Raw genomic sequence first — 21,287 nt, 5'->3', positions numbered from 1 at the left:
GGGTGAATGTGTCTAAGAACAGTTGGATCATCGACAATCTCGAAAATGCATTAGAGACCTGGAATGATAAAATGTCGGAGATTTGGGAGTTGGTCACCGAGTCGCCGGCGGATTTTAAAGGCGGTGGTATATGGCGCGTCATCTTAGATATTCACGGTGCGTTGCAAGCTACGGGATTGGCCTTGCTGGTATTGTTTTTTGTGATTGGCGTGATGAAAACGACCGGTAACTTTGCGGAAATGAAACGACCGGAGGTTGCCGTGAAGTTATTTGTTCGATTTATTTTGGCCAAGGCGGCGGTCACGTATGGTCTGGAATTGATGATGGCGCTATTTTCGATTGTACAGGGCATCATTGCCGCCATGATTGGCCGGTCGGGATTTGGTTCATCGGACATGATGACACTGCCGGATACGATTGTCCAAGCGATTCAAGATGTGGGCTTCTGGCAAAGCATTCCGCTGTGGGTGGTAACGCTGCTAGGCAGCATGTTCATCACCGTTTTATCGTTTATTATGATTCTCTCTGTTTACGGCCGTTTTTTTCGTCTCTATATTTACACAGCCATTGCTCCTGTCCCCCTCTCATCGTTTGCTGGGGAGCCGACCCAATCCATCGGCAGGTCCTTTTTAAAGGGATATGCCGCCGTTTGTTTAGAAGGGGCGATCATTGTGCTGGCTTGCATTGTTTTTTCGGCATTTGCTACCGCGCCATCGGTCGTGAACGAAGGCGCACAGGCGGTGACCATGGTCTGGACGTACATTGGCGAACTGATTTTCAACATGCTGGTTCTCGTCGGCATGGTGAAAATGGCGGATCGGATCGTGCGGGAGATGATGGGGCTGTAATCGAAGGCATGCTGACGGGAGGGAAGGCAGTTCGGGGAGTATTACCGGATGGCTGCCAAAAAGAGCCTCAAAAGCGCCAGGGCATCGTTTCGTTGCTTTTCAGTACATTGGTTTAGTGCAGCTAAAATCAGTTCGGTATCATTGCTTTTGCTATTTGTCTCTTGCTCCAGCAACAACTCATTTGGGGATAGTTTCAGCAGGGTACAAATACGAAGCATGGTTTCAATGGACATGCCGGCTTGTCCGCGTTCAATATCGGCACAGAATCTGGGGACTCTCCCAATATACTCGGCCATTTGTTCTCGCGAGATATCCAAAGCTTCTCGCTGTTTCCGAATGCGCTGTCCTACCTTCTTTCTATCGTACACACTCATCATTGGTCACCCCTTTACAATCAGGTTCAGTTTATAACTCCTATTATGGAGGAGCACATAATTGACTGAAATGAGTTTAAAAAGTACTATCAGGGTAGTTTTTCCGATGACAACATGCTAATGCTTCATGATAGAGTTGCAAACAGAATGAGGAAGAGGAGTGCAAATGAGTGGATGATCTAGTAAGAAAACTGGAGAAAGAGATGCAAAAATTAAACGAGCTTGGCGAAAAATCGTTGATGCAATCGATTCCTTTATCCGACAATCAAGAGGTTCAGGAACAGAGTAGGAGGGTAGACGAGTTGATGGTGCAATATCAACGAATGAAGGCCAAGGATAGGCAACCGATACGGTAAAAGAGGGATGAAAGGGGCAAGGTCATGGGATTTCCAACGTGGTTCCGAGGAGCCATTCAAAGGCGATTGGATGAGGTTTCGGCACAAATCGAACATCATCCAGAGCTGAAAAAAATTAGGGATGAAGAAGATGAGGCGTTTCACACTATATTTTCGGGGCTGATCATGGCTCAAACACCTGAGTTTGAAGACTGGGAGGACAAGTATATTCTCAAGCAAGCCATGATGAATGAACGGCTGTACATGCAGGGATTGACAGATGGCATACAACTTGCCACTGCTTTACTGAATCATTCCGCTTTGCCGCCACATGAAACGCCGGTTACATTCAGTCACGAAAAGGGCCAAGCGAAGGCGAAGCCGTAAGAACAGGAAGCAATTGGGAGGGATGACATGTGGAAGTGAAAATCAACCGGGAGATCCGGGAATATACGGAAAGCATCTTTTTTGGACTGTCCTTGCGACAGTTCTTTTTTTCTGTTTTGGCCGTAGGTGTGGCGATAGCGCTGTACTTTATGCTGCGCAGTCGTTTCGGCATTGAGACACTCAGTTGGGTATGCGTCTTAGGTGCGGCCCCCTTCGCCGCCCTGGGCTTTATCCGGTACCACGGTATGAATGCCGAGCAATTGCTATGGGCGTATATCAAATCGGAATTTTTAATGCCGCGGCGCTTGGTCTTCCACTCGACGAACACGTATGCGGCGGCGTTAAGCAAGACCATAGAGCAGTATGAAAAAGGAATGAAGCGCCATGATTAAGACGTTAAGTCGTATCATCAAGCAGGATAAGGAACGATTTGTTATACCGAAAGGCGTACAACAAGTGATCCCGATTCGCTCTATTTGGGCGGACGGGATTTTTTTAGTTGGCAACAAGTTTTCCAAGACGTATCGCTTCGAGGACATCAATTATTCCGTCGCCTCCCGCGAAGATAAGGAAGCGATGTTCCTGTCGTATTCCGAATTGCTCAATTCCTTTGATAGCGGGGCGACAACGAAAATCACCATCCATAACCGGAGGCTGAATCGAGCGGATTTTGAAAGTTCGGTCTTCATTCCGCTTCAGCAAGATGAGCTGGACGAATATCGACAAGAGTATAATCAGATGCTGCTGGAAAAATCCGTTGGGGCCAACGGTACGATTCAAGAGAAGTATATAACGATATCCATTGCCAAACCCAATATCGAAGAAGCCCGGCATTATTTTTCTCGAGTTGGGACCGATCTGATCGCCCATTTTTCTCGTCTCGGCTCCAAATGTACGGAACTGAACGCCACTGAGCGGCTGCGTATTTTTCACCATTTCTTCCGCCAGGGAGAGGAAACGGACTTTCGTTTCGACTTGTCGGAAACGATGCGCAAAGGACATGATTTCAAAGATTATATTTGTCCGGATACGTTTGAGTTTGAAAAGGATCATTTTCGGATGGGGAAGCTTTATGGCCGGGTCATCTTCCTGCGTGAGTATGCCAGCTATATCAAGGACAGTATGGTATCCGAGCTTTGCGACCTGCATCGCAACCTATTTCTGTCCCTTGACATCATTCCGATACCAACGGATGAGGCGGTTCGCGAAATCGAAAACCGTTTGTTGGGCGTAGAGACGAATATTACGAACTGGCAGCGGCGGCAAAACAATAACAACAACTTCTCCGCCGTTATCCCGTATGACATGGAGCAGCAGCGAAAAGAGAGCAAGGAATTTCTGGATGACCTGACGACTCGCGACCAACGCATGATGTTTGGCTTATTGACGATGGTGCATGTGGCCGAAAGCAAGGAGCAACTCGACAACGATACCGAAGCGATATTGACGACGGCCCGCAAACATCTGTGTCAATTCTCGCCTCTTATGTACCAGCAGATGGACGGTCTAAATACCGTGTTGCCTTATGGTTTACGGAAAGTACATGCTTTGAGAACGTTGACGACAGAAAGCACAGCGGTGTTTATCCCGTTTCGGGCGCAGGAAATCATGCATGAAGGCGGTATTTACTACGGACAAAACGTCATCAGTAAAAATATGCTCATTGCCAATCGCAAGCAGTTGCTCAATGGAAACAGCTTTATTTTGGGGGTATCGGGCTCCGGAAAAAGCTTTACGGCAAAAAGAGAAATCGTCAATCAAATACTGGCCAGCGGCGATGACATTATTCTGATTGACCCGGAACGTGAATATTCCGCCCTAGTAGAAGCGCTAGGCGGAGAGACCATTCATATCTCGGCCACGTCACCTAATCATATCAATGCGATGGATATAAACCGGCAATACGGTGACGGAGCAAATCCGATCATTTTAAAATCCGAATTTGTTCTTTCGTTATGCGAGCAACTGATCGGCGGTTATCAGTTGGGAGCGAAGGAAAAGTCGATTATTGACCGTTGCACGGCCAGTGTGTATCGAAAATATCTGCAAAGCAATTACAAAGGGCAACCGCCTACCTTACAGGATTTTCGAGCGGAACTGCTCAAGCAATCCGAGCCGGAGGCGCAGGACATCGCGCTGGCGATTGAACTGTTTACCGCTGGCAGCTTGAATACGTTCGCCCAGCCGACTAACGTCAACGTTCATAACCGGCTGATCTGCTATGATATTTTGGATTTGGGCAAGCAACTGTTGCCGATTGGCATGCTGGTTGTATTGGACAGCATTCTGAATCGAATTACACAAAATCGCGCCAAGGGGAAAAACACGTTTATCTTCATCGATGAAATTTATCTGCTTTTCCAACACGAGTACAGCGCCAACTTTTTGTTCACGTTATGGAAACGTGTCCGAAAGTATGGCGCTTTTTGTACGGGGATTACGCAAAACGTGGATGATTTGTTGCAAAGTCATACGGCCCGAACGATGCTGGCCAATAGCGAATTTATCGTGATGCTGAATCAGGCCAGTACGGATCGCAAGGAGTTGGCGGAACTGCTTAATATTTCGGATCTCCAGCTTTCTTATATTACAAACGTCGATGCCGGGAATGGGCTGTTAAAGGTCGGCAGTTCTCTCGTGCCATTTACAGATAGCTTTCCACGGCATACAAAACTTTACCGTTTGATGACCACGAAGCCGGGAGAATCGCTGTAAACCCTTGGCAAGCGGCTGATGAGATGCTTCATCAGCTGCTTGCCAAGGTATGTAGATTCGACTGGTCACAGCCGTCTGAGACAAGTGGTACTTGCTGGCTAATTGAGTGATGGTTAATTGGAGATGGAAGTCATTCCGGCGTGCAGAAAAAGAATTGACCAGGGCTTAATATGAAGAGTAAAGGTATATTTTACTATTCTATCGCTAGCGCACGACTACAAGACTATTTAAATTACTCTAGTCCTACGACTGTCGGGTTAGTCTGTTTCCCATTGAGAGGAGTTGTTTCATTATCGGTCTTTCAAAATACGGATGGTAGCACCTAATCTGCATACATAACTGAACAACAGGGCTTGCTTCTCATCATGGTGTTGCCATGAGAGCGGGAGTTGATATTGTTGGTTAATATCAAGTCGCGTGCAGCTCGTGCTGCCAGAGAACAGGCCCTAACTAAATTCGCTATCAGGCTCATTGAAGATGTGCCGCTGACAGGATTGCCATGCTTGCGGAATGGTGTTGCACGTTCAGTGGATCAATATTCGAACCCTTTGTGTGTACTTTCGAAGGGTCTTTTTTGTTTTCCTTTATTACGCATTAAGTTTAAAGGCGACACAGGCTGCCGTTCGCCTCCTCCTTGTTTTGGCTTGCTTGGCAATCAAAACAAGGGAGAGGGATGAGAGTGAAAAAAATCAATCTTCGCGATATGTATCCTTTCTATCAAACGGATGTCTGGATCAAGGTGGATGAGGAGATCGTACAGGAGATGCGACGTTTCGAGTTGCTTGAAAGCGCTTATAAATTGCGCGCTCATCGTCATCGGGCATATTACTCTCTGGATCGAAACGATGGCATCGAAAACGATATTCTGTTTCCTTCTCGTTCTACTGAAACAGAGTATGAAGAAATGGCCTTTCGAAGAGAGCTTTACGCAGCGATGTGTCGATTACCGAAAAAGTCGTTTCGACGTATTTACTCACATTATTTTTTAGGGATGAGTAAGGTCGCTATCGCTCGTGTAGAGCAGGTGGATGAAAAGGCTGTACGCAAGTCCATCGAAAGCGGGCTGAAGAAGTTGAAGCAAATTCTCGGGAATAAGTGATTTTGAATCATAGGGTCCGATTTTATTCCCAAAATGAAAGGGCTATTAGAGGGTGATGTTCAAGGCGACGATTGGCGGTTATATGACTAATCGTCGCCTACTATGAAAGGAGTGCCAAAGTTATGTTTCCCGGTATGTTTCGTGATGTAGAACACGAAAAGTTTTACAGCGATATGCTGAGCCGTTTTTATCGCCAAGATGTCTATCATCGTGCGTTGTTTTACACGTTAGGCTTGACGCGAGAAACGAGGACGCATGTTCAGGACTTGTTTGACTTTTCAAACGACAGCATCCGACCGAAAGGTTTAAAGGCTTCCTAGCAAACAGGTACTTCCCTTCGAGCAAGCCGCTTGGCCTTTAATCTGTGGAACGGATGGGCAGAAGAACAGCAGGAACGGGATTCCACGCCGCACGAGTTGTTTGATTGTCGTTATGCGCCTTATTTCTTTGAGGCGATTCGCTTGCGTTATCCGGAATATTGCAGGAGCCATGACCGGGTTCCCCAACGTATGAACGGTCCAACCCGTTAATGGATATGCCAGGAGGGCAACTTTGATGAAGGATATAAAGACAAGGACACGGGTGAAGAACATTAAGAAGCTGGATCGCTTCTCCAACTTGATGGCAAAAGCAAAGTCTGTCGATGTACGTTCCAAACATAAGTCATCTAATCGCCATGATTCGGAATCTACAGGTTCCTCTGTGGTGTACGCGCAAAATCAATCCGTGAGGGCGGCAAAAACCACGCTGCGCAAGGGGATGCGCATCATTCCAGGTGTGAGCAAAGGAGCAATTCGTCTTCTTCGGAAAAAACGGGAGCGCTTGATAGGGACGGCGAAGGAGAAAGAAACCATGCCTCAGCAATCGGGGGAAACGGCGAGCGGTCGGCGTTCACGTAAGCGAAGCGGCATTCAAGTGAGCAAACGTTCGGTTGTTTCTGATAAACAACAAGCGCTGTCCGCCCATTCAACAGGTGCCATACAAGGAAGAGATAATCGTCAGGCTGTACATTCATTTTCCCAAACCAAGCGTCCATTGCGTTTGCGGAAGCCTGTTGGCGGGAAATATCCTTTGTTTTCCGAAACAGTGATAGGGAAGCAACGCTATATTCATCGAATGGTGCGGGCCAGGATTGTCAGTCGGAAACAAGCTCAACAACCCCAAGCTCAAGCTAAAAGTGAAACCCAGTCAAACCCGATGTCAAAACCTGTCGAGAAGCGTGTCACGACCACGAACACCCTATTCAAGACTACCGTGCGTTCTCGTGACAAACGTTCGAGTCTACAACCCGGCGAAATGACAATCGGGAGGAAACGAAATCCCGCCCCCGTTCGTTCTTCCGCTCATAAGCTGGTGAAGCCGCATGCAGGTGTATCCGGGCGTGTCAAAACGGGCGGCAAAGTCATCAAGGTGCTTTCCCATTCAGTAAAACCGATTCATCAGTCTAGCCAAGAAAAAGGACAGGTCCATAATCCAACAGATAGGATGAAACATAAAGCCAGGGAAGCGTAAAAAGCAGCCTTTCGATTGATGACCATGCACCGTTCAAAGCAGCGGCTGCAAGCTGTTGCCAGATGGAACATTCGCATGATTCGTGTAGCGGAGAAAATGACTGCGGTACTCGCCAAAGGCATGATCGCTCTTTTAGGTGTTAGCGGTACGGTGATCATCTTGCTATGCATCATGATGGCTGTTGCTGCGGTTGTATCATCTCCTTTTGGCATCTTTGTCTCCAGTGATAATACGGATAGCGATGTATTGCCGCTTTCTGACATCGTACAAGACATCGACAACGAATTTGCTGTCCGACTGGAGGACATACGTCGGGATGCAGGCTCAGTGGATCGTGTAGAAATCCATTATCTCGGAAGCGCTGATAATACTCGCATCGATAACTGGATGGACGTCATCGCGGTCTTTGCGGTTCGTACCGTAATGGACAGCGAAAACGGCATGGACGTAGCCACACTGGACGCCACTCGGGTGGATGTGATTCGCTCCGTCTTTTGGGACATGAATCAACTGGACTCTTACGTGGAAACGATTGAACACAGGGAAACGATTACGGTGGAACATGAAGATGGGAGCACGAGTAAGGAAACGATAACCTGGTATGAATCGGTATTGCACATTACAGTTGCCAGTCATACTGCTGGGCAGCAGGCCGACATCTACGACTTTACAATCGAACAAAGAGAGATCATGCATGAAATGTTGTCGGCGGAGTTCCGCCCGCTCATGTTCGCGCTTCTCGGTAAAGATATGGATGTTGGGTTAACGACTGAGCAGCTTGAAATCGTTTATCACGATCTGCCGAAAGGGGAATGGGGCGGTGAAGCTGTCCGCTTGGCATTGACTCGCTTGGGCGATCCATACAGTCAAGTTTTGGCCGGGCAAGACCGCTATACAGATTGCAGTTATCTTGTTCAATGGGTGTACCGGCAGTTGAGCATTCAGTTGCCGCGGACGGCGGCTGAACAAGCCAGACATTGTGTCGATAACGGGTGGACAATCCGTTTTGAAGATTTGGCTCCGGGCGATTTGGTCTTTTGGAGCTATGCCAGCAATGGTCGGTTTATGGACATTACCCATGTTGGCATCTATGCCGGAAACGGCAAGGTCGTCGATGCTTCATCCACTCGCGGACAAGTGGTTTACCGGAATTTGTTTGACGCCGATCAACAGGTGCTGTATGGGCGGCCGTTTCAAATGAACGTACAAAATGTTTATAGCTAAAAACAAAGTAACCCCGGGGAAAACTCTCCCGAGGTTACTTTGACCGATGCTTTCGGATTATAATTTCATTATAAACGATTATTGTCTCTACCGCTACTATTGTCTATTTCTAATGGTTCAAATAAATAGTTAGTATTTTACTTGGGCCGAGGTGCTAGTTGCGGTTTCTAAAATTCTGTTCCTCTCTTTGATAGTGGCTGTTGTCACCACTCTGTAGGTGTTGCCCGAGGTAACGTAATATTCTTTTTCAAAACTAATGACAATGTTTGTTCTGTAACGGGCATCCAATCCGCAAAAAGCGACTTCATAAGAATCAGAAAAGATAGTAACATAATAATTTTGATCTCTTCTGTTACATATTCTGATTTCAATCGTCATCATATAGTAGACAACATGATATTGCTTCAGTATCTTTTTCTGATAGCTATGAAATTTAATGGGAGGGAAGGGTTATGTAACTCAACTTTCGCAGCATGAAATGGGCAAACAGGCCTTGATGTAGCTGGGTAAAGTTGCAATCCATTGCTGGAGTTGACGTTGAATCAGAGCCGAAAGCTTTTTTCCTGCTTTCGTAGTGATTTCGTTGATCAGATCGAGCAGTTGCTGCAAGGCGATGGCCCAGTCCAATGTGCCAACTTCGTCGCACAACACATAAAACAGACCGCCGAACGAGCGAGCATCCGTACTTTGCCGATGCTGCCAGGCCAGCAAAATATAGCGGGAGAATACAATCGTCGTATGGCTGATCAGTAAATCATAGGAGCGGCCTTGAAACTCCTTCTGCAAACGAAGCAGCGACTTGGTGCACTTGAAGAAGACCTCGATGCCCCAGCGGATCCCGTAAATACGGATCACGTCCTCCACGGAGAGGGAAAGATCCGTCGTCAGCACCGCGAGCCATTCGTTCTTCTTCGTGCGATGACGGACGAATACCACGTGAACCGGTATGCCGGAGGCAAGCTCGGTTCGAATCGAACGAAGGATGCCTCGTTTCTTGCTTTGCACCGGAGACGCTGCGGTGTATAGTTCTTTGAGCGACAGCTTCCGGCCTTGAACAAGGAAACGCTTATTGTCGTTCTTGACCATGCCGATCACGTCGAGCCCGCGGGAGGCGATCTCGCCAATGAGGGGCGCGTGCGTGAACCAACTGTCCATCAAGACATAGGAGGCCGTGGCTCCGGCGGCAAGCGCGCGATCCAACATCGATACAATCACCTGCGGAGCCGACAGGAGTGCTTCTTGACGTCGCTTATACCCGTTCGTCCGTTTGTCGATCTTCTCGTTCATGCCGTTAATGGCAGATTTGCCGGAACTGAGCAGCGCGAAGTCCAGCGGCAGGAAGGTATGGCCGTCGGACCATCCCATGGTGAGCATACGAAATCCCTTGTAATAAGCGCCGGTGGCATGATCTTTGAACCTGGCCAGCAACTCAACGGCTTTGCTGCGGTTGCGTTCGAACATGGAATCGTCGACGATGAAGACGGTGTCCGATCTGCCGACGTAAGCACGCTGACCTTCTGCACCGTCGCGACGCTGAGCGACGTCAGAAAACGACGCCAGGCAAAGCCTGCATGGTTGAGGAAACGATAGACGGCATCCTTGCCGGGAAAGGAGTCGCCCTTGCTGCTCTCGAGCAGTCGAAACCAATTCTTCTGGTGAAACAGAAGGACAAAGACGAGTTGGAATAGCCGAGCACAGCTAAAGCCAAATCGCTTACGGAATCCGGCTTGTTGAAGATGTTTCATCACTTTCAGTTCTTGAAAAGCAGGCTTTAATTCGTTTGGCAGTTGATTCAGATCGGGCTGATGGTCTATCATGATGGTTCTGTCTGGTAGTGATGGCTTGACACTCTCACTTTACCAAACGAAGTGGTGTTTTTCTATTTTGGCAAGCTGGCTATTCAACAGACCGTAAGACCGTTCTACAACTGGTTTTACATTGATTTTCTAGGTGCAAAAGTTGAGTTATGTAACATAAAAGAAAATCAAGGAACTCCGTTGCCTACTGTAATCGCTTACTCTTTTGTTAAAACAAAAAATGTTAGGAGCTATTCCTGTAATGAATTATATTGAACTTTGAAAAAGAAGAGTACCTCCAGTATTATGGGGTTCGGTCGAGTAAGCACAAGGGATTCGGGATTTGTATGTCGAAATCATATGCAAAGGAATCTTCGGAAAACAGCCCAAAATCCTTGCAGAAGGAGCGATGAAAATGTTCAAGACGACAGCACACCTCGACAATCAATTGATCCTGCCTGGCGATTTCTTTCTTCCCTTCGGCGGAAAACTGGATGAAGGGAATCGCTGGGTTCAGTTGGCTCAGTTGGTGTCGTGGGCGGCGGCTGAACAGAAATACGGTCGTTTCTTCAAAGACACCTTCCGCGGTCAGCAAACGATCAGCCTGCGGATGGGCTCGGCGCGCTGATCATTCAGGAGCGCATGCAGTTGACCGATAGAGAAACCCTGGCGTCGATCAGCGAGAATCCCTATATGCAATACTTCATTCCTTTGCCCGGATTTGTCATGAAGCCGCCGTTCCACCATTCCATGATGACGCATTTCCGCAAACGTCTGACGGACGTGCTGGCCGAGCTGAACGAGATCATCGCCACCGAGGGCGCGAAGGAAATGAGAGACGATGACAACGATCCAAGCAACGTGATCGGCGGCGCCACCGGAAGCGTCCGAACTTGAGACCGATGAGGCCATCGATTCCACCGCGGCGTCGGAAACGCCAGAACAACCGAATCAAGGGACACTGTTGGTGGACGCCACCTGCGCCCCGGCGGATGTGGCGTATCCGACCGATCTGAATTTGCTGAATGAAGCGCGGGATAAAAATCGTTCAGCAAACCCGAATCAGGGCCCCAAATCGCGAATGCTGTAGAACAGTTATTCGAGTACGAGAAAAGAGGCACGGTGTGGCGAGCGGAAGGCATTGCGCCGGTCGACTTTAATATGAGTCCAAAATCGCCCTAATCTGTACAACTTGCTGCCTCGCTTTTATGACACAACGAAAGACAAAATCATCGTTTAAAAAAGCGAGCTCCCTTTCTCTACATGGGGCTCGCTTTTCGAGATTCGCAGCTGAGCAAAGTTCAACGATCGTTATCCGTGAGGAACTTAATGCTGCTACTGTCGCCTGAATATTTGCATCTCCTCGCCCCATGCTTTATTATATTTTCATCGACAAATTTGCAGGTCTAAACAAGGAGGTTCATTCGTCCATGTGCCCCCGTACCAAAGAACAAAATGAGCTGATCCGCATGCAGCGCAGAGAACAGATCCTGGACGCCGCCGCGCACGCCTACTTCCGCACGGGAGGCAGCTTTGATATTCGCGACGTCGCCCGCGAGGCCAAACTCGGTTACGGCACGGTATACCATTATTACCCCAACCGACATTTATTAATCGAAGATGTGCTGGATAGCGGCTTCGAGCGATGCGAGCAAGCCCTGGCAGAATGGGCGAATATCAGAGGCGGAAGCCCGAATGATAGTCAACTGTTGACGTATTGCAAGGCGTTGCTCCGGCTGTGGCAGTCGGATGCCCGCGCATATCTCGTCTACAAAATGGCGGCGGAACATTATGCAGGCTTGCCTGAGAAGGATCGGCACCCCGTCAAGAGACGATTCATGGAACGCTTGTACGTCCCGCTTCAATCGATCGCCCGGCGCGAAGACGACAGCGTCGACCATATGCTTGTCGTGCTGGTCGGCTGCAGCGGGCTACGCTACTATACGGGCGCTTCCGAGTTGGACGTCGATCGAATCGCCCAGCTCGCAATGCAAGCTATTACGAAGGAGTCCTGATACGAACATGATTATCCTAAAAAGCAAGCATGAAATTGAGGCCATCCGCAAGGCATGCCAAGTGGTGGCCGAATGCCATCGCACGATCGCCCCGCTCATCAAACCGGGCATCACGACGAACGAGATTGATCGCATATTCGAGGACATTATTTTGAAGCATGGCGCCAAGCCATACGAGAAGGGCTACAAGGGCTATCCATATGCGACGTGCGCCTCCGTCAACGACGTGATCGCGCATGGATTTCCTAGCGATAAGCCACTTGAGGAAGGCGATATCGTGACGATCGACACGGTTGCGGAGCTCGACGGCTGGCTCGGCGATTCGGCCTGGAGCTATGCGGTCGGGAAGATCTCGCCTACGGCCGAGAAGCTGATGCGCGTCACGAAGGAATGCCTTGACCTCGGCATCGCGCAGGCGCAGCCCGGCAATCGGCTCGGTGACGTGACAAGCGCGATCCAGCGGCATGCGGAGTCGCACGGCTTCGGCGTCGTGCGCGACCTTCTCGCCCATGGCATCGGTCGTGACCTGCACGAGGAGCCGACTTATGTGCATATCGGCAATCCCGGCAAAGGCCCCCGCATCAAGGAAGGCATGGTGTTCACGATCGAGCCCATGATCACCGAAGGCACCTATTACATGACAATCGATCCGGACGGCTGGACCGCGCGGACGCTGGACCGTAAGCTTGCCGCCCAATACGAGCATACGATCGCCATCACGGCTGAAGGTCCACAAATCCTGACGGCGCAATAGAATGATTAGTAGTCGACCAACGGGATGGTCGGCTGCGGAGGCTGCCACAGCTTTGCCTGCCAATGGATGGGTCGAGGAGGAGGTCGAGTTCCATACGCTCGACTCCGCTTGCTCCATTGTGCTCGGTTATGGAAGACAAGCGAAAGCGCTCATGCCCGCCGAGATGAGGGACGCGGTCCGGGCGGAAGCGCAAACCATGTGCCCGTTATACGATGAATCGTGCACGTGATTGGAACCCCAGCTGATCTCCCGTCAAGATCCGGCTTCTCCGATCATCTGCAGTTCAATTTGCTTCATTTCATAACCTTTTTAAAGGTTTCCCTTTTTTCTTCAACAGACGAATGAAGGTGCTCCCACTTGTTATCCAAACGTTTTACCTCTTGGTCGATCTCATCCATCTGAAGGGAGGAGTCACGAAAGGCCTTTTTCGTTTGTTCAATTCGCGGTTTTTGCCGATTCAACCGCTCAAGCCACTCTTTGTAGTAAAAACGGGAAAATTCAATAAGATGATGCTCCTCAAGAGGCGCCCCCTCCCATGTACGACCAATAAAACGAATCATCTCCTGCGGCAGATAACTCGTGTGCAAGCGCGGTTCGACAGGAAGATCCAACGCTTCGGGCAGCCGGCTAATCGAGTGTGTAATGTAGACTAAAAGTACCCCGAAAGAGCAAAGTGAAATCCCCGGAAAAAACAAGCAGAAATCCCCCAATAAATCGTGGGGGAATAGACCGCAACAGAAGACTCCTGTATCCTATTCATAGAGAGAAGCGAAAGGTTATGGGGACGGGGAGATGCTCAAGATGGGACAGATCGAGACGATCAAAGATTTATCCGGGTTTTATTTTTATATTCGACTAATTAAAACTGCTTACCAGTATTCGTTCACACACTGCTCAAGAAAAAATGAGCTCTGCGAAATTATCCAAGCGTAAGAAATCGCCGCCCAGCTCTCGTCAACGAAAGCGAGCGGCGACAACTCGGCTGACACGAGGTCTGTCAAAGAACTGCTGGTCATCCAGGAGCTTTATCGTCATCATCGCGCTGCTGCACGCTAGACCCGTCGTGCACGGCTAAAAAGCGAAATGTTCAGCATGCCCTGCTTAAACGATACGCGCCAATCCTCACCTGTCTCATACCTGTGCCCATGGTGTCTGGGCACTCGACCTCGCCATCGATTGTGGTGAATCAGAAATACGTGGGGTGCTGCACCGTTATCGTCAGGAACAACTGTTTATGCGGTCAGGGGTGAAACTGTCGCGTCAGTCGATAGCGAACTGGCTGATCGCAGACACGAGCAGCGGGTAGTGGCTCTCACCACTGTACGGCTAAATGGACGCCGAATGACTGAAACGGGATATCATGCAGTAGTTATCTTGCCAGATTACCACTACATTGATCTGTTCATTCACTCGTCCTCGGCCAGCCGCCAGTTGTCCATGTTTTCTCCAAGTATCCGACAACCGCCCACGCCATCAGACTGCTCACAATCGTGAACGGTGTTTCCGGGTACAGACTGATCAAAGTAAAACTGACCGTATTGTTCAAGGCATGCAACACCATCACAAGCAGGATGGAGCCTGATCGTTCAAAGATAAAATTGGTGATATAGTTCATGGCGACGATGGACGCTGTAAATCCAATCAGAGAAGGCACAAGAACAGCCAGCCCCGCGTCCACATACAAAATAAAGAGCAACGGATAGTGCCATAATGCCCAGATGAAGCCCCCCTTCCATGCAGCGTGCCAGAAATCTTGTTCCCTTGTCTTCAAATAAGGATACAGATATCCGCGCCAACCAAACTCCTCGGTTCCGCTTGTCAGCACATTTGAAATGAAATATCCGATTACGGATAACGCAACCGCTTGCCATGTTGCATCCGCCAAACTGCTGAGCAGGATGCTGAGTACGAACATCGGAATTGCGATCACGATCGGAATAGATAATGCGAAACGGATATCAGCTCGACCCGGACGTCTGAACAGTATAACTCCCTCTCGGGTACGGACCGCAAGGAATCCGAGCAAAGGACCGAACACGCCTAGTGCGAATAACAGTTGAACAATGGAAAAATTTCCGGCAAGATGAAAAATCGTCATATCCGTTCGTAAAAAATGGTCTGTCGATCTGCTCCACCGATAAGCTGAAATCCAACACCCCCATGTCCAACCGAAAGAAATGATCAGATACACAATCAATGCTGATTTCCGAATCATGTTTATTTCTCCTTTTCTGTTCATCTACAATGAAAAGCTCTCAGGATCTTTTCCCAAGAGCTTCATTGCAATGGTCGTTACCGATGGCAGGAAAATCTCAACCTTTCGGAAATGATTTGTGTTGATTAAGTTATCATAACATGAGCGGAAACTGCGTCCAAGACGGAGGCTCCATGGCTAATTGTAATTCTTTTGGTATCATGGCTTTTCAATCAGGGTATTTGAGGTATGCCTTTTATCTGCTGGCGCTATCCCACAAAGCAAAGAACTTCAGGGGATGTTTCCTTATTGTGATCAGGAAAATTGTCCAGTAACGTTCGTTCTTCGATTTTAGCCTGGGTTAGTTACAGGTATCCAACCCGTTAGCAGCGCTCCGCCTTCCGAATGGTTGCCTGCGGAGAGCTCACCTCCGTGAAGCCTTACAATTCGTTGTGAAATGGTCAGCCCTAATCCGCTACCTCCAGTTGAACGATTTCTAGATGCTTCACCACGATATAGAGGTTCAAAAACTCGATGTAGTTCTTCCGAGGAGAAGCCCGGGCCGGTATCACGGATCATAAACTTTATTTTGTTACCTTCTTTATAACATTGAACAACAATTTCACCATACGAGGGTGTGTGTCTGACGGCATTATCCAACAAATTGTTCATCGCTCGTTCCAATAAATGCACATCACCGTTAATGAAGCAGTCGTCTTCAATATGGGTCGAAATCGAGAGGTTCTTTTGGCGAGCTAGCGGACTTAAACTGTCAATCGATTTCAGGATGATGAATTTAATATCAATCTTCTGATGATGAAGATCCATCTGCACATGCTCCATCTTTGTAAATGTGAACAGGTCCTCTACCAACCGGTCCAATTGCGCCGATTTTTCCTTACAAACGGCCAAATATTTGGTTATTTTATCCGGGGATTGGGCAATGCCTTGTTCCAGACCATCCAAGTAACCTCGTAAAGCGAACAATGGGGTACGCAAATCATGAGCGACAGCTGTAATGACGAATCGGCGCTCTTCTTCCAATTCCGCTTGTTTTTGAAAAGCTTTTTGCATTCCATTCACCATCATTTCGAATGCATCGCGTACCTCAGAGATTTCGGTGATATAGGATCCAGGCAACTCTACGTCCCAATCTCCTGCAGCGACTTTTCTGGCTGCAAAGCTCATCTTTTCGAGAGGCTTAAGAAGAAACCTTCGCATTTCAACACCGACAATAAAAAAAGCTAACAATAGCCCGGTAAATATCGAAATGAACTTAGCCGCATTTGACTTCGGAAGATAAATAATGACCTTTCCGAGCAAATGCCCGTCCTCTATAATGGAGAACCGTTCGGTAGAAGGCAATATGCCATGGCTCTGTGGATTAGAACGGTAAATTTCTTGATCTGATGCAGATAGAATAGCCGCTTCCATTTTCGCTTGTTGCAACTCATGATGCAATTGGTTTTGCCAATTCGGATCCCTCCATTTGTTCGAATTGGTTTCGATCAGCTGTACGATCTTCTCGATCCATTGTCCTTGCAGAATCTCGGCTTGAGCTCCGTTTTTTGCGAAGCTGAGCGTTTTTGTCTCTATGAAGTGTGTTGTCACATAAAAGATCCACGGCACTAACATTAAGAAGAAGAAAAGCAGTATAGTAAACGAACGAATACGAAGTGTTCTCATCTTAACCTCCCTCGAAGCGATACCCTATTCCCCATACGTTGACTAGGTATTGAGGATGGTTCGGATCGGATTCAATTTTCTCGCGAAGTCGACCGATGTGCACCCGAATCGTATGCCTGTCACCTACCCCATTCCAAAATTTCGAAAGTATCTGTTCATATGAAAAAACATGCCTGGGGTGTTCGGCAAATAATCGCAATAATTCATATTCCCTCGGGGTGAGCACTACACTCTTCCCATCCACGAATACTTCTCTTGTGGATAGATTTAGCTTGATGCGGCCAAAATCCAAGATTCTCTCACTCATTTGCAGTTGGGAAACAGAACGTCGTAGTACAGCTTTTATCCTGGCTACAATTTCACCGGGTGAAGCGGTTTTGACAATATAATCATCGCCGCCGAGCGTCAGGCCGCGAATCTTGTCCACATCGTCGCTGCGTGCGCTCAAGAAAAGGATCGGAACGTTACTCTTCTCCCGAATCCGGCGACATAACTCAAACCCGTTTTGACCCGGCATCATGATGTCAAGAACAATACAATGAATGGAATTCTGCTCAAACAATGTCCAAGCTTGAACAGAATCGCAAGCGGTTATAACGCGATAATTTTCATACTCTAAAAAGTCGCTCAATAGTTCAACAATGCTTTGATCATCGTCTACAACCAGTATGGTACTGATTTCACTCATGAATATCCCACCTTTGAAAACTAGTTTATCATTTAACCCCATGCAACAAACAGAACCACCTAATTTGTGATGATTTGTTTATTGTTTTGTGACCTTTATACAACTTCATTTGAGATACTCGTTTGTTACGATACTTCTTGCCGAGTCGGACAGCAAATATCGCGAGTTAGGGCCCGTTCTACGCAAAAACGGATGAAGGAGGTTGACAAACTTGGAATACGGAAGTTTCTCATTTTTTCCATTCGGTGCTCTATTTTGTCTTACGCTTTTTTCTTTTGTCGCAATTCGAATTTATCTGATTCGTCATCGCTACAGAGATTCCAATCCAAAAGACCGTGACATCGCATTGATTCTAAAAGGTCGGATGGCGAGTGGTGAAATCGACGAGAAGGAATATCACAGGCTGAAGGATCTTCTGACAAAATAACTTTTCCCTGATACGATCCGCAGGTTCGAGGATCAATCTATTGACTTTGAATATGAGGAGGTTTATGGATGTTAACGGTTCAAGTCGTGCTTTTTGATGGCTTTGACCTTCTGGATGCCATTGCACCTTACGAAGTTTTTTGTGCCGCGGCAATGTATGCTGAACACGCGTTAAGCGTAGAATTCGTTACCGCTGAAGGGCCGAGATCCGTCACCAGCGGCATCAACGGGTTAAAAATTGAAGCGAGTGGCAGACTGAACCCGGAACGAACAGGCATCATTCTTGTACCTGGCGCGTCGGGCGACGTCGAAGGAGATGGGCCGAATTCGCCCCCAGCCATTCTGTCGCGGGCACTGAATACCGAATTGGTTGAAATGATTGAGCAAGCACTCGGGCAAAATGACATCATCGTTGCCACGGTTTGCGGCGGTTCCCTGTTACTGGCCATGGGAGGGCTCTTGGAGGGCAGACCAGCGGTAACGCATCATCTGGGCATGGATGTACTTGGAGCAACCGGAGCCATTCCCGTTCCTGCACGCGTAGTGGATAGCGGCAACCTGGTCACTGGTGGCGGCGTTACTTCGGGACTCGATGTAGCGCTGTATCTGGTGGAACGCGAGCTTGGACCGCGCATCGCGCACGCGGTAGAGCAACTGTTCGAATACGAACGGAGAGGAACGGTCTGGCGGGAAGAAGGAAGGGCGCCTGGCTCTCACAAGGCAGAGACCGACGAAGAAACGAACGCGACGAACAATATGGGGATGATTTATGATACCCCGGATATAAAATTACCCGGAGAATCTGACTTCGACGGGGATTGGGATACAACAATTGCTACGCCTGTTGGAAAACTGGAGGTCAAGCTCTCCATTTCCATAAGGAATGGGTTGGTCCAAGGCCAGGCTACACAAGGGGATGAGACGGTCGAGTTTATAAATCCCTTACTTCAGGACAATAAGCTCACCTGGTCGCTGCGCGTCACGAAACCTATGCGGTTAAATCTAAAATTCGAAGTTACCGTGCGTGGAGATGACATGATTGGATTCGCCAGGGCCGGCATACTGCCTGCATCCAAATTAACAGGCAAGCGTGTTACCTAACCCATAAATGCGATTTGGCAATTAAAATGAGGGGATGGATCGCATGAAGGAGTGGAAAATATCATACGGCTTATTGGCCTGCATCAGTATTCTATTTATCCTTTACGCTTTGGTGGCCAATTTTATTATCGATCCCGAAGCAAAGGCGTTTATAAGCCATAAAATCGGCCTGAAGCGCGAACTTAATCTTCCGGTCTGGATCAACGTTATGCACGTTCATGTTGCGTTTGCCTGCATCGCCATGGCGACAGGGTTGCTCAACTTCTCCAACCGCGTCCTTGAAAAAAGCCGCAAGTTCCACCGTATAAACGGCTACGTTTATTTAGTATCCGTCCTTCTTGTCGTGATTACTTCCGGATATATGGCTCCTTATGCTACCGGAGGAAAAATAAGCAGTATGGGGTTCAACGCTCTTAATCTAATATGGCTGTTTATCACCATTACGGCGCTTGTACAAATCAAAAAGAAACGCATCATTCGGCACCGGAACTGGATGATCCGAAGTTACGCCTTTTGTTTTACGAACATGACAATTCATCTCATCACCTCCCTTTTTTATCAGGGATTTGGTCTCAACTACGCTACCAGCTATACAATAGGGGTTTACGGCTCTATTGTGCTGCTGTTGATCATTCCTAACATCATTATCAGAAATATCAATCGATCCAGAAAGGCAGTGGTAGGATGAAAAAAATTATAGGAGTACTCATGTCGTTTGTACTAGTTCTATGTCTAGTTACCTCTGCAGCAAGTGCGAATTCAAAAAAAAATAATGATCCATTCAAAGACAAAAGGATGCATGTTCAAATCGTCTTGTTCGATGGTTTCGATCTGCTGGACGCATTAGCACCATACGAAGTATTTGCTGCTGCGGGAATGTACTCAAACGGAGCAGTTACTGTGGAATTGGTTTCCGCGGAAGGCAAGCGTTCTGTCCCGAGCGGTCTGAACGGGCCGGCTCTCGAAGCGCAAGCTGCATTAGACCCCAAGCGTCCTGGAATCATTTTGGTGCCCGGGGCTTCGGGCAAGCCAGCAGGAAATTCGGAAGATACCATTCCGAATATTTTAAAGAAGGCCATGATGACGGGCTTGTCGGAGAAATTGAAACAAGCTTTTAACAATGAGGAAGTTATTGTAGCTACAGTATGCGGTGGTACACTGCTGCCTGCGATGGGAGGTTTGTTGAAAGATAGACATGCGGTTACCAATCAAATAGGCATGGAAGCGTTAGGAGCTCTCGGTGCAATTCCGATTGAAGCAAGAGTCGTTGAAGATGGTCCTCGCTTCGTAAGCGGGGGAGGCGTGACTTCGGGTCTTGATGTGGCCTTGTATTTGGTTGATCGTGAGTTAGGTCCTCAAATCGCAAATGCTGTAGAACAGTTATTCGAGTACGAGAAAAGAGGCACGGTGTGGCGAGCGGAAGGCATTGCGCCGATCCATTTTGACGAAAACTAATACCGATCCGATAAGAGCAACAGCGGCAGACTAGGATGATGCAAAACACCCTGGCCTGTCCGCTGTTGTTGGCTCGATCACAGGCCAAAAGAATACAACTGGCCTGGGTTTGGCTAAATTTTCTTGGGACTGACTTGCATCTTATCCAAAACAAAGTTATCATAGATACGTGAAGTCTTTAATTCGAATGGAGGAGTGCTATGAAAACTCACAAGCCACTGATTATGCGTTTGAGGTGATGTTCCATTTACTGGCAACAACGCCGGACAAGATTACTAGACCCATCTTATGACAAATTAAAGATATTATATATCCATAGTATATTTAATCGAAAGGAAGATCACGATGGCTATTCAACATGCGAAAGATTCTACTTTTAATGAGATGGTGCAAACGGAAGGTATAACAGTAGTGAATTTTTGGGCCGCTTGGTGCGGTCCATGCAGAATGTTTGCACCTGTATTAGAGGAGTTTGAAAGGGAAGCAAATGATTCCATTAAAGTCGTTAAAGTTAATGTAGACGAAAATCCGGTAACCTCTTCACAATTTCAGATTATGAGCATCCCGACAACCATTATATTCAAAGATGGACAGCCTCTATATAAAGAAATAGGCATATTGTCGAAAGGTGAACTGCAGCAGCTTGTTGGCTCCAAATAAATCAACAAAAAAGGGGAG

General features: G+C 47.9%; 21 protein-coding genes and 5 pseudogenes. 20 read left to right on the top strand and 6 right to left on the bottom strand.

The window, feature by feature from the left end; genetic code table 11:
* Window positions 1–8 precede the first annotated feature (8 nt).
* Window positions 9–848 carry a VirB6/TrbL-like conjugal transfer protein, CD1112 family gene (locus tag DYE26_RS08080; protein ID WP_036623486.1) on the top strand — a complete coding sequence of 280 codons (840 nt, stop codon included), beginning with the start codon at window positions 9–11 and terminating at the stop codon, window positions 846–848.
* 41 nt (window positions 849–889) lie between these two features.
* Here DYE26_RS08080 and DYE26_RS08075 read toward each other — a convergent pair whose 3' ends face one another.
* The gene (locus DYE26_RS08075; RefSeq protein ID WP_036623484.1) at window positions 890–1,222 is read right to left on the bottom strand and encodes a helix-turn-helix domain-containing protein; all 333 of its coding nucleotides are present in this window, start codon (window positions 1,220–1,222) and stop codon (window positions 890–892) included.
* Window positions 1,223–1,392: 170 nt separating this feature from the next.
* Between DYE26_RS08075 and DYE26_RS08070 the strand changes: the two genes are divergently transcribed.
* The 8 genes and pseudogenes from DYE26_RS08070 (at window position 1,393) to DYE26_RS08035 (ending at window position 8,494) form a co-directional block, all read left to right on the top strand.
* Window positions 1,393–1,578, top strand: coding sequence for a hypothetical protein (locus tag DYE26_RS08070; RefSeq protein ID WP_036623482.1), 186 nt, complete (start codon window positions 1,393–1,395; stop codon window positions 1,576–1,578).
* Window positions 1,579–1,602: 24 nt separating this feature from the next.
* The gene (locus tag DYE26_RS08065; protein WP_036623481.1) at window positions 1,603–1,944 is read left to right on the top strand and encodes a hypothetical protein; all 342 of its coding nucleotides are present in this window, start codon (window positions 1,603–1,605) and stop codon (window positions 1,942–1,944) included.
* A 29-nt stretch (window positions 1,945–1,973) separates the two neighbouring features.
* Entirely contained in the window at window positions 1,974–2,336 is a 363-nt protein-coding gene (locus DYE26_RS08060) for a PrgI family protein (RefSeq protein WP_036623479.1), read from the top strand.
* Window positions 2,329–4,659 (top strand): VirB4-like conjugal transfer ATPase, CD1110 family, encoded by a 2,331-nt coding sequence (locus DYE26_RS08055; RefSeq protein WP_036623477.1) that lies wholly within the window; start codon window positions 2,329–2,331, stop codon window positions 4,657–4,659. The genes DYE26_RS08060 and DYE26_RS08055 overlap by 8 nt, the downstream gene beginning before the upstream one ends.
* Before the next feature lie 679 nt (window positions 4,660–5,338).
* Window positions 5,339–5,758, top strand: coding sequence for an RNA polymerase sigma factor (locus DYE26_RS08050; RefSeq protein ID WP_036623475.1), 420 nt, complete (start codon window positions 5,339–5,341; stop codon window positions 5,756–5,758).
* Window positions 5,759–5,880: 122 nt separating this feature from the next.
* A pseudogene (locus DYE26_RS34820) lies at window positions 5,881–6,288 on the top strand (DUF6075 family protein).
* Window positions 6,289–6,313: 25 nt separating this feature from the next.
* On the top strand, window positions 6,314–7,270 hold the full coding sequence (locus DYE26_RS08040; RefSeq protein WP_036623473.1) for a hypothetical protein: 957 nt from the start codon (window positions 6,314–6,316) through the stop codon (window positions 7,268–7,270).
* 18 nt (window positions 7,271–7,288) lie between these two features.
* A complete protein-coding gene (locus DYE26_RS08035) occupies window positions 7,289–8,494 on the top strand; it encodes a C40 family peptidase (RefSeq protein WP_051985481.1) in 1,206 nt (401 codons plus the stop codon).
* Window positions 8,495–8,953: 459 nt separating this feature from the next.
* On the opposite strand, the pseudogene DYE26_RS08030 reads toward DYE26_RS08035, so the two are convergent.
* Window positions 8,954–10,311, bottom strand: a pseudogene (locus DYE26_RS08030) (IS4 family transposase).
* A gap of 394 nt (window positions 10,312–10,705) precedes the next feature.
* Between DYE26_RS08030 and DYE26_RS08025 the strand changes: the two are divergent.
* From DYE26_RS08025 to DYE26_RS08005, 6 genes and pseudogenes are all read left to right on the top strand, one after another.
* Window positions 10,706–11,136 (top strand): annotated as a pseudogene (locus DYE26_RS08025) (transposase); the annotation flags it as partial.
* Window positions 11,137–11,163: 27 nt separating this feature from the next.
* A pseudogene (locus tag DYE26_RS34815) lies at window positions 11,164–11,332 on the top strand (IS5/IS1182 family transposase); the annotation flags it as partial.
* A 17-nt stretch (window positions 11,333–11,349) separates the two neighbouring features.
* Window positions 11,350–11,472: pseudogene (locus DYE26_RS34810) on the top strand (DJ-1/PfpI family protein); the annotation flags it as partial.
* Between the two features lie 248 nt (window positions 11,473–11,720).
* Window positions 11,721–12,305 carry a TetR/AcrR family transcriptional regulator gene (locus tag DYE26_RS08015; RefSeq protein ID WP_036623471.1) on the top strand — a complete coding sequence of 195 codons (585 nt, stop codon included), beginning with the start codon at window positions 11,721–11,723 and terminating at the stop codon, window positions 12,303–12,305.
* Between the two features lie 7 nt (window positions 12,306–12,312).
* Window positions 12,313–13,059 carry a type I methionyl aminopeptidase gene (map, locus tag DYE26_RS08010; protein WP_036623469.1) on the top strand — a complete coding sequence of 249 codons (747 nt, stop codon included), beginning with the start codon at window positions 12,313–12,315 and terminating at the stop codon, window positions 13,057–13,059.
* A 52-nt stretch (window positions 13,060–13,111) separates the two neighbouring features.
* A complete protein-coding gene (locus DYE26_RS08005; RefSeq protein WP_240534143.1) occupies window positions 13,112–13,288 on the top strand; it encodes a WCX domain-containing protein in 177 nt (58 codons plus the stop codon).
* Window positions 13,289–13,352: 64 nt separating this feature from the next.
* On the opposite strand, the gene DYE26_RS08000 is transcribed toward DYE26_RS08005, so the two are convergent.
* From DYE26_RS08000 to DYE26_RS07985, 4 genes are all read right to left on the bottom strand, one after another.
* Window positions 13,353–13,754 (bottom strand): hypothetical protein, encoded by a 402-nt coding sequence (locus tag DYE26_RS08000; RefSeq protein ID WP_036623467.1) that lies wholly within the window; start codon window positions 13,752–13,754, stop codon window positions 13,353–13,355.
* A gap of 707 nt (window positions 13,755–14,461) precedes the next feature.
* Window positions 14,462–15,274, bottom strand: coding sequence for a CPBP family intramembrane glutamic endopeptidase (locus DYE26_RS07995; RefSeq protein ID WP_036623465.1), 813 nt, complete (start codon window positions 15,272–15,274; stop codon window positions 14,462–14,464).
* Between the two features lie 330 nt (window positions 15,275–15,604).
* A complete protein-coding gene (locus tag DYE26_RS07990; protein ID WP_036623462.1) occupies window positions 15,605–16,939 on the bottom strand; it encodes a sensor histidine kinase in 1,335 nt (444 codons plus the stop codon).
* Window position 16,940: 1 nt separating this feature from the next.
* On the bottom strand, window positions 16,941–17,627 hold the full coding sequence (locus DYE26_RS07985) for a response regulator transcription factor (protein ID WP_036628261.1): 687 nt from the start codon (window positions 17,625–17,627) through the stop codon (window positions 16,941–16,943).
* Between the two features lie 211 nt (window positions 17,628–17,838).
* Between DYE26_RS07985 and DYE26_RS07980 the strand changes: the two genes are divergently transcribed.
* The 5 genes from DYE26_RS07980 to trxA all read left to right on the top strand — a co-directional run bounded on the left by DYE26_RS07980 (window position 17,839) and on the right by trxA (window position 21,269).
* Complete coding sequence (locus DYE26_RS07980; protein WP_115311194.1) at window positions 17,839–18,054, top strand: SHOCT domain-containing protein; 216 nt, start codon at window positions 17,839–17,841, stop codon at window positions 18,052–18,054.
* A gap of 68 nt (window positions 18,055–18,122) precedes the next feature.
* Window positions 18,123–19,154 carry a DJ-1/PfpI family protein gene (locus DYE26_RS07975; protein WP_036623458.1) on the top strand — a complete coding sequence of 344 codons (1,032 nt, stop codon included), beginning with the start codon at window positions 18,123–18,125 and terminating at the stop codon, window positions 19,152–19,154.
* Window positions 19,155–19,197: 43 nt separating this feature from the next.
* Window positions 19,198–19,842 (top strand): DUF2306 domain-containing protein, encoded by a 645-nt coding sequence (locus DYE26_RS07970; protein ID WP_036623456.1) that lies wholly within the window; start codon window positions 19,198–19,200, stop codon window positions 19,840–19,842.
* Window positions 19,839–20,609, top strand: a complete 771-nt coding sequence (locus tag DYE26_RS07965) for a DJ-1/PfpI family protein (RefSeq protein WP_051985478.1) — start codon at window positions 19,839–19,841, stop codon at window positions 20,607–20,609. The genes DYE26_RS07970 and DYE26_RS07965 overlap by 4 nt, the downstream gene beginning before the upstream one ends.
* Before the next feature lie 345 nt (window positions 20,610–20,954).
* On the top strand, window positions 20,955–21,269 hold the full coding sequence (trxA, locus tag DYE26_RS07960; protein ID WP_036623452.1) for a thioredoxin: 315 nt from the start codon (window positions 20,955–20,957) through the stop codon (window positions 21,267–21,269).
* Window positions 21,270–21,287 lie beyond the last annotated feature (18 nt).

This window comes from Paenibacillus macerans (assembly GCF_900454495.1).
Classification (GTDB): Bacteria; Bacillota; Bacilli; order Paenibacillales; family Paenibacillaceae; genus Fontibacillus; species Fontibacillus macerans.
Note: the sequence above shows the minus strand (reverse complement) of the source record. Positions and strands in the feature narration are given on the sequence as shown.